Origin of the sequence: Jatrophihabitans sp. (assembly GCF_046262535.1) — a bacterium.
GTDB lineage: Bacteria > Actinomycetota > Actinomycetes > Mycobacteriales > Jatrophihabitantaceae > Jatrophihabitans.
Genome location: NZ_JBHEMO010000015.1, coordinates 1 through 6,531 on the forward strand (window position 1 = coordinate 1; position 6,531 = coordinate 6,531).

Genomic DNA, 6,531 nt, shown 5'->3' on the forward strand with positions numbered 1-6,531 from the left:
GGATGGCGTCGGCGTCGCGGCCGGGCTGGGTGGGGACCGAAGCGCCCCAGGCGGCTTCGACCTCGGCCCGGGCGGCTGCGTCGCTCAGCGGGCGGGCGCCGGGCAGCAGGTTCGGCAGCGCACCGGCATCGATCGCGCCGCGCTCACCGGCCCGGCGGGGCACCCACACGAGCTTGGCGCCGGTCGAGGCGGCCAGCGCTGACGCCGCACTCAATGCGCCGGGCGAGGACGCCAACCGCTCGCCGAGCATGATGATCGCACCGTCCTCGCCGATGGCGCCGAGCACCTCGCCGGGCAGCGCGTCGAGCACGGATCCCTCGGCGCCGGGCAGCGTCGGGAGCAGCGTCCCGTCGAGTTTGGACAACCCGCCCGAGGCCAGCGGCGCGACAGAGAAGACCTTCGTCCGCCCGAGACGGGTGGACTTGCGCAGCCGCAGGAAGACGATCGGGGACTCCTCCTCCGGCTCGAAACCGACGAGCAGGACGGCCGGCGCCTTCTCGAGGTCGGCGTAGGAGACGTGCTCCTGCGTCGTGCCGGCGACGTGCGCGGCGAGGAAGTCGCTCTCCTCGGCCGAGATCGGCCGGACGCGGGCGTCGATGTCGTTGGTGCCGAGCGCGACGCGGGCGAACTTGGCGTAGGCGTAGGCGTCCTCTTCGGTCAGCCGCCCGCCGGGCAGCACGCCGACGCCGCCGCGGTCGACGGCCTCGGCCAGACCCTGTGCGGCCCGCTCCAGCGCCTCGGGCCAGCTGGCCTCCACGAGCCGGCCGTGGTCGTCACGCACGAGCGGGTTGAGGATGCGGTCGGCCTGCTCGGCGTAGTGGAACGCCCAGCGGCCCTTGTCGCAGTTCCACTCCTCGTTGACCTCGGGGTCGTTGCCGGCGAGGCGACGGGTGATCTTCTTGCGCCGCCAGTCGGTGCGCTGCGCGCAACCCGACGAGCAGTGCTCGCAGATCGACTCGGTCGACTGGAGGTCGAACGGCCGAGCGCGGAAGCGGTAGGACGCGCCGGTCAGCGCGCCGACCGGGCAGATCTGCACCGTGTTGCCGGAGAAGTAGGACTGGAACGGCACCTCGTCGGAGGTGCCGATCTGCTGCTGCGCGCCCCGCTCGAGCAGGTCGATGAACGGGTCACCGGCGATCTGCTCGGAGAACCGGGTGCAGCGCTGGCAGAGCACGCAGCGCTCGCGGTCGAGCAGCACGTTCGACGAGATGGCGATCGGCTTGGGGAACGTGCGCTTGAGCTCGTGGAAGCGCGAGTCGGCGCGGCCGTTGCTCATCGCCTGGTTCTGCAGTGGGCACTCGCCGCCCTTGTCACAGACGGGGCAGTCCAGCGGGTGGTTGATGAGCAACAGCTCCATGACGCCCTGCTGCGCCTTGTCGGCCACCACCGACGTCAACTGCGTCTTGATCACCATGCCGGGCATGACGGTCGTGGTGCAGGACGCGGCCGGCTTGGGCATGCCACGGCCGTTGCCCATGTCGGTGACCTCGACCAGGCACTGGCGGCAGGCACCGGCCGGGTCGAGCAGCGGGTGGTCGCAGAAGCGCGGGATCGAGATGCCGAGCTGCTCGGCCGCGCGGATCAGCAACGTCCCCTTCGGTACGGAGATCTCGATCCCGTCGATGGTGACCGGGACCAGATCCTCCTTGGGCGGTGCTTCGGTCATGTCAATGCGCTCCGGCCAGGGTGCGTGCGCCCTCGAACGGGCAACCGTGATTCTCGATGTGGGCCACGTACTCGTCGCGGAAGTACTGGATGGACGACGACACCGGGCTGGTCGCCCCGTCGCCGAGCGCGCAGAACGACCGGCCGAGGATGTTGTCGGACAGGTCCAGGAGCGTCTCGAGATCCTCTTCGGTGCCCTCGCCGGCCTCGAGCCGGTCGTAGATGCCGACGTACCAGTACGTGCCCTCCCGGCACGGCGTGCACTTGCCGCACGACTCGTGGCGGTAGAACTCCGACCACTTGCGCACGGCGCGCACGATGCAGTCGTCTTCATCGAAGATCATGACCGCGGACGTGCCGTTGATCGAGCCGGCCTTCATCACCGAGTCGAAGTCCAGCGGGACGTCGAGGTGCTCAGCGGTGAGCAACGGGCAGCTGGCGCCACCGGGCGTCCAGAACTTGATGTCCTTGCCGCGGCTCATGCCGCCGGCCAGCTCGAGGAGCTCTCGCAGCGTGGTGCCCATCGGGGCCTCGTACTGACCGGGGTTCTTGACCCGTCCGGACAGCGAGAAGATCGACGTGCCGGGTGAGCCCCCGGGTCCGAGCGCCTTGTACCAGTCGGCCCCGCCCAGAACGATGTACGGGACGCTGGCCAGCGTGCCGACGTTGTTGACGACCGTCGGCGCGTCGTACAGGCCGTTGGTCGCCGGGAAGGGTGGCTTGAGCCGCGGCTGCCCGCGGCGGCCCTCGAGCGAGTCGAGCAGCGCCGTCTCCTCGCCGCAGATGTAGGCGCCGGCGCCGGCGTGCACGACGATGTCGCAGTTGAAGCCGCTGCCGAGGATGTCGGTGCCGAGGTAGCCGGCGGCCCGCGCTTCCTCGACGGCCGCGGTCACCCGGCGGATCGCGTGCACCGCCTCGCCGCGGATGTACACGAAGGCCTGCTCGGCCCGCACCGCGAAGCAGGCGATGATGATGCCTTCGACCATCGAGTGCGGGTCGTTCATCATCAGCGGCAGGTCGCGGCAGGTGCCCGGCTCACCTTCGTCGGCGTTGACGACGACATACTTCGGCTTGGGGTTGTCCTGCGGGATGAACTGCCACTTCATGCCGGTCGGGAAGCCGGCACCGCCGCGGCCGCGCAGGTTGGATTCCTTGACCAGCGTGATCAGGTCGGCCGGCGCCATGGTCAGCGCCTTGCGCAGCCCGGTGTAGCCGTCGAGGCGTTCGTAGTTGGCGATCTTCCACGGCTGGTCGGTGCCGAACCGCTTCGTCAACACGGGCGTCAAACTCATTTTGCTTCCTCACCCGCGGGCTTGGCCGGGTTCGCGTTGTCCGAGACGGACGTCTGCAGTGGTGCGTCGTCGTTGCTCGTCGCCTGGGCAGTACCGCCGCCGGCCTGTCCTGACGAACCACCGCTCTGCTTCTTGCTGCTGTCGCCGGACTTCGCCGAACTGTCGACCGCGTAGGACGGCGCGGTGTCGCCGCGCTCGATCGCCAGCTTCACCCCCGCCTCGGTCGGGATGCCGCTGCCGTTCGCGTCGAGGGCGAGCGTCTCGTCGGTGTGGAAGCCGGCGATCTGGCGCTCGATCTCCTTGAACGTGCACAGCGGCGCGCCCCGGGTCGGCATCGGACGCTCGCCGGACTGCAACTGGCTGACGATGTTGCGTGCGCTGCCGACCGTCTGATTGTCGAAGAACTCGTAGTTGACGGTCACTACCGGGGCGTAGTCGCACGCGGCCAGGCACTCGGCGTGTTCGAGCGTGACCTTGCCGTCGCTCGAGGTCTGGTTGTTGCCGACCTTGAGCTGGTCCTTGAGCGCGGCGAAGATCTCGTCGCCGCCGAGCATTCCGCACAGCGTGTTCGTGCAGACGCTGACCAGGTACTCGCCGGTGGGCGAGCGCTTGTACATCGTGTAGAACGTCGCCACCGCGGCCACCTGGGCCTTGGTGATGTTCAGGATGTCGGCGCAGAACGCGATGCCGTCCGGGGTTACATAGCCCTGCTCGGACTGGACGAGGTGCAGCAACGGCAGCAGGGCCGAGCGCGACTGACCCTCGGGGTAGCGCGAGATCAGCTCGGCCGCGTCGGCGCGCACCTGGTCGCTGAAGACCGTCGGATCGCCGGGCCGGTCGAGGTTGATGACCGACGTGCGGAAGTTGCTGCGCCCGGCCTCGGCCGCCGTCGGTAGCGTGCTGCGCGAGGCGTCCGTACCGAACGCCTCGGTGCCGAAGTCCGGGCCGCTGTTGGTGCTGGGGGTGGAGCTCATTACCGGTCGACACCGCCCATCACCGGATCGATGGAACCGACCGCCGCGACGACGTCGGAGATCATGCCGCCGATCGAGAGCGCGGCGGCGGATTGCAGGTTCACGAATGAGGGGTCGCGCAGGTGAACGCGCCACGGGCGGGTGCCGCCGTCGCTGACGACGTGCGCGCCCAACTCGCCGCGCGGCGCCTCGACCGAGGTGTAGACCTGGCCGGCCGGGACGCGGAAGCCCTCGGTGACGAGCTTGAAGTGATGGATGAGCGATTCCATCGATCCGTTCATGATCTTCTGGACGTGGGCGAGCGAGTTGCCCATGCCGTCCGGCCCGATCGACAGCTGCGCCGGCCAGGCGATCTTCGGGTCGTCGACCCACACCGGTCCGGGGGACAAGTACTCGAGCGCCTGCTCGACGATGCGCGTCGACTCGTACATCTCGTCGAGCCGGACGAGGAAGCGGGCCCAGCAGTCGCCGCCGTCGTAGGTCACCACGTCGAAGTCGAACTGCTCGTAGCCCCAGTAGGGCTCGGTCTTGCGCAGGTCCCACGGCAGGCCGGTGGCCCGCAGCATCGGGCCGGTGACGCCGAGCGAGAGGCAGCCCTCGGTGCCCAGCCAGCCGACGTCCTTCAGGCGGCCGATCCAGATGGGCTGGCCTGCGAGCAGCCGGCGCAGGCCGTTGATCTCCTCGCGGATGTCGGTGACGAACTCGCGCACCTTCTCGACCGCGCCCTCGGGCAGGTCCTGGGCAATGCCACCGGGACGGATGAACGCGTGGTTCATGCGCAGCCCGGTGATCATCTCCAGCACGTCGAGGCAGCGTTCCCGCGCGCGCAGACCGTTGGTCATCGCGGTGAGGGCGCCCATCTCCATGCCGCCGGTCGCCAACGCGACCCAGTGCGACTGGATGCGGTTGATCTCCATCAGCATGATGCGGATCAACTTGGCCCGGTCGGGCACCTCGACGCCCAGCAGCTTCTCGACGCCCATGCTGTAGGCCGACTCGTTGAACAGTGGCGACAGGTAATCGGCGCGGGTCAGGAAGGTGACCGCCTGGGTCCACGTCCGGAACTCGGCGTTCTTCTCGATGCCGGTGTGCAGGTAGCCGATGACGGCGCGCAGGTCGGTGACTGTCTCACCGTCGAGTTCGAGGACGAGCCGGAGCACGCCGTGCGTGGACGGGTGCTGCGGGCCCATGTTGACGATCAGCCGGTCGTCGCGGAACTCGCCGAGGCCGCCGACGACGGCGTCCCAGTCGCCGCCGGAGACGTTGAAGACCCGCCCCTCGGTCGTCTCGCGCGACGGCGCGTACTGCTGCTGATCGGTCGGGTTCGTCATTTGTAGGCCCTCCGCTCGTCTGGAGGCGGGATGGTGGCGCCCTTGTACTGCACGGGGACGCCGCCGAGGGGATAGTCCTTGCGCTGCGGGTGGCCGTCCCAGTCGTCGGGCATCAGGATCCGCGTGAGCGCCGGGTGCCCGTCGTAGACGATGCCGAACATGTCGTAGGTCTCGCGCTCCTGCCAGTCCGCCGTCGGGTACAGCGCGGTCAGCGACGGGACGTGCGGGTCGTCGAGGGTGACCGACACCTCGAGCCGTACCCGCCGGCGGTAGGTCATCGACATGAGATGGACGACGGAGTGCAGCCGGTTCGTCGAGCCGAGGTAGTCGACGCCGGACACGCCGACGCACAGTTCGAAGCGCAGCGACGGGTCGTCGCGCAGCACGGCGGCGACCCCGGCCAGATGCTCGCGGGCGAGGTAGAGCGTGAGCTCGCCGCGATCGACGACCACCTTCTGGATCGCCTGCCCGGCGGCGGGATAGGCCTCGTACAGCCCGTCCACGATCTCGTCGAAGTAACCGCCGTACGGACGCTCGGCCGCCGGGGCGACCCACGGCTCGCGCACCAGGCCGCCGAAGCCCGTCGTGTCGCCGCTGCCGGCCACGCCGAACATGCCGCGCCGCTCGGTGCCGTAGGGCGAGTCGACCGGGGCGCTGTCCGTACGGCCGATGTCGACGGTCGCGCGCGCCATGTCGGCCGCGCTCTGGTCGGGCGCCGCGTCGTCGGGCACGGGGCGGTCGGTGGGTCCGGTCATCGAGCCGTCACCGGCCGTGCTTGTAGCTGGACGGGACGAGCTCGACGTTCTGCCCTTCGAGCCGGGCGGCGCGCTTCGGGCCGAGCGGCTCGTTCATGATCTTGTGGTGCAGTTTCAGCACCGCGTCGATGAGCATCTCCGGACGCGGCGGGCAGCCGGGCAGGTACATGTCGACGGGGACGACGTGGTCGACGCCCTGGACGATCGCGTAGTTGTTGAACATGCCGCCGCTCGACGCGCACACGCCCATGGCCAGCACCCACTTGGGCTCGGGCATCTGGTCGTAGATCTGGCGCAGCACCGGGGCCATCTTCTGGCTCAGCCGGCCGGCCACGATCATCAAGTCGGCCTGGCGCGGGGAGGCGCGGAAGACCTCCATGCCGAAGCGGGCCGAATCGAAGCGGGGACCGCCGAAGGACATCATCTCGATGGCGCAGCAGGCCAGGCCGAACTGCACCGGCCACAGCGACGACTTCCGCGTCCAGTTGACGAGCTTCTCGACCGAGGCGAGCAG

Annotated in this window: 6 protein-coding genes; all 6 read right to left on the reverse strand. The window is 69.5% G+C overall.

The genetic code is table 11. The annotated features are described in order from the left end of the window. Nucleotides 1-1,666 (reverse strand): NADH-quinone oxidoreductase subunit G (locus ABR571_RS01725; RefSeq protein WP_409451455.1); only part of this gene is annotated, 1,666 nt, incomplete at its 3' end. Nucleotide 1,667: 1 nt separating this feature from the next. Then, nucleotides 1,668-2,957 carry an NADH-quinone oxidoreductase subunit NuoF gene (nuoF, locus tag ABR571_RS01730; protein WP_409451456.1) on the reverse strand — a complete coding sequence of 430 codons (1,290 nt, stop codon included), beginning with the start codon at nt 2,955-2,957 and terminating at the stop codon, nt 1,668-1,670. Beyond that, nucleotides 2,954-3,931, reverse strand: a complete 978-nt coding sequence (gene nuoE, locus ABR571_RS01735) for an NADH-quinone oxidoreductase subunit NuoE (protein ID WP_409451457.1) — start codon at nt 3,929-3,931, stop codon at nt 2,954-2,956. Before nuoE ends, nuoF begins: the two co-directional genes overlap by 4 nt. Next, complete coding sequence (locus ABR571_RS01740) at nt 3,931-5,262, reverse strand: NADH-quinone oxidoreductase subunit D (RefSeq protein ID WP_409451458.1); 1,332 nt, start codon at nt 5,260-5,262, stop codon at nt 3,931-3,933. The genes nuoE and ABR571_RS01740 overlap by 1 nt, the downstream gene beginning before the upstream one ends. Then, nucleotides 5,259-5,954: an NADH-quinone oxidoreductase subunit C gene (locus ABR571_RS01745; RefSeq protein ID WP_409451460.1), complete on the reverse strand. Its 696-nt coding sequence runs from the start codon at nt 5,952-5,954 to the stop codon at nt 5,259-5,261. Before ABR571_RS01745 ends, ABR571_RS01740 begins: the two co-directional genes overlap by 4 nt. A 70-nt stretch (nt 5,955-6,024) precedes the next feature. Continuing rightward, a partial coding sequence (locus ABR571_RS01750; protein ID WP_409451459.1) for an NADH-quinone oxidoreductase subunit B occupies nt 6,025-6,531 on the reverse strand: 507 nt, incomplete at its 5' end.

Excerpts from the sequence above, each read along its gene's own strand:
- nuoF (WP_409451456.1), bottom strand. The coding sequence starts at position 2,957 with ATGAGTTTGACGCCCGTGTTGACGAAGCGGTTCGGCACCGACCAGCCG.
- ABR571_RS01740 (WP_409451458.1), bottom strand. The coding sequence starts at position 5,262 with ATGACGAACCCGACCGATCAGCAGCAGTACGCGCCGTCGCGCGAGACG.
- ABR571_RS01745 (WP_409451460.1), bottom strand. The coding sequence starts at position 5,954 with ATGGCGCGCGCGACCGTCGACATCGGCCGTACGGACAGCGCCCCGGTC.
- nuoE (WP_409451457.1), bottom strand. The coding sequence starts at position 3,931 with ATGAGCTCCACCCCCAGCACCAACAGCGGCCCGGACTTCGGCACCGAG.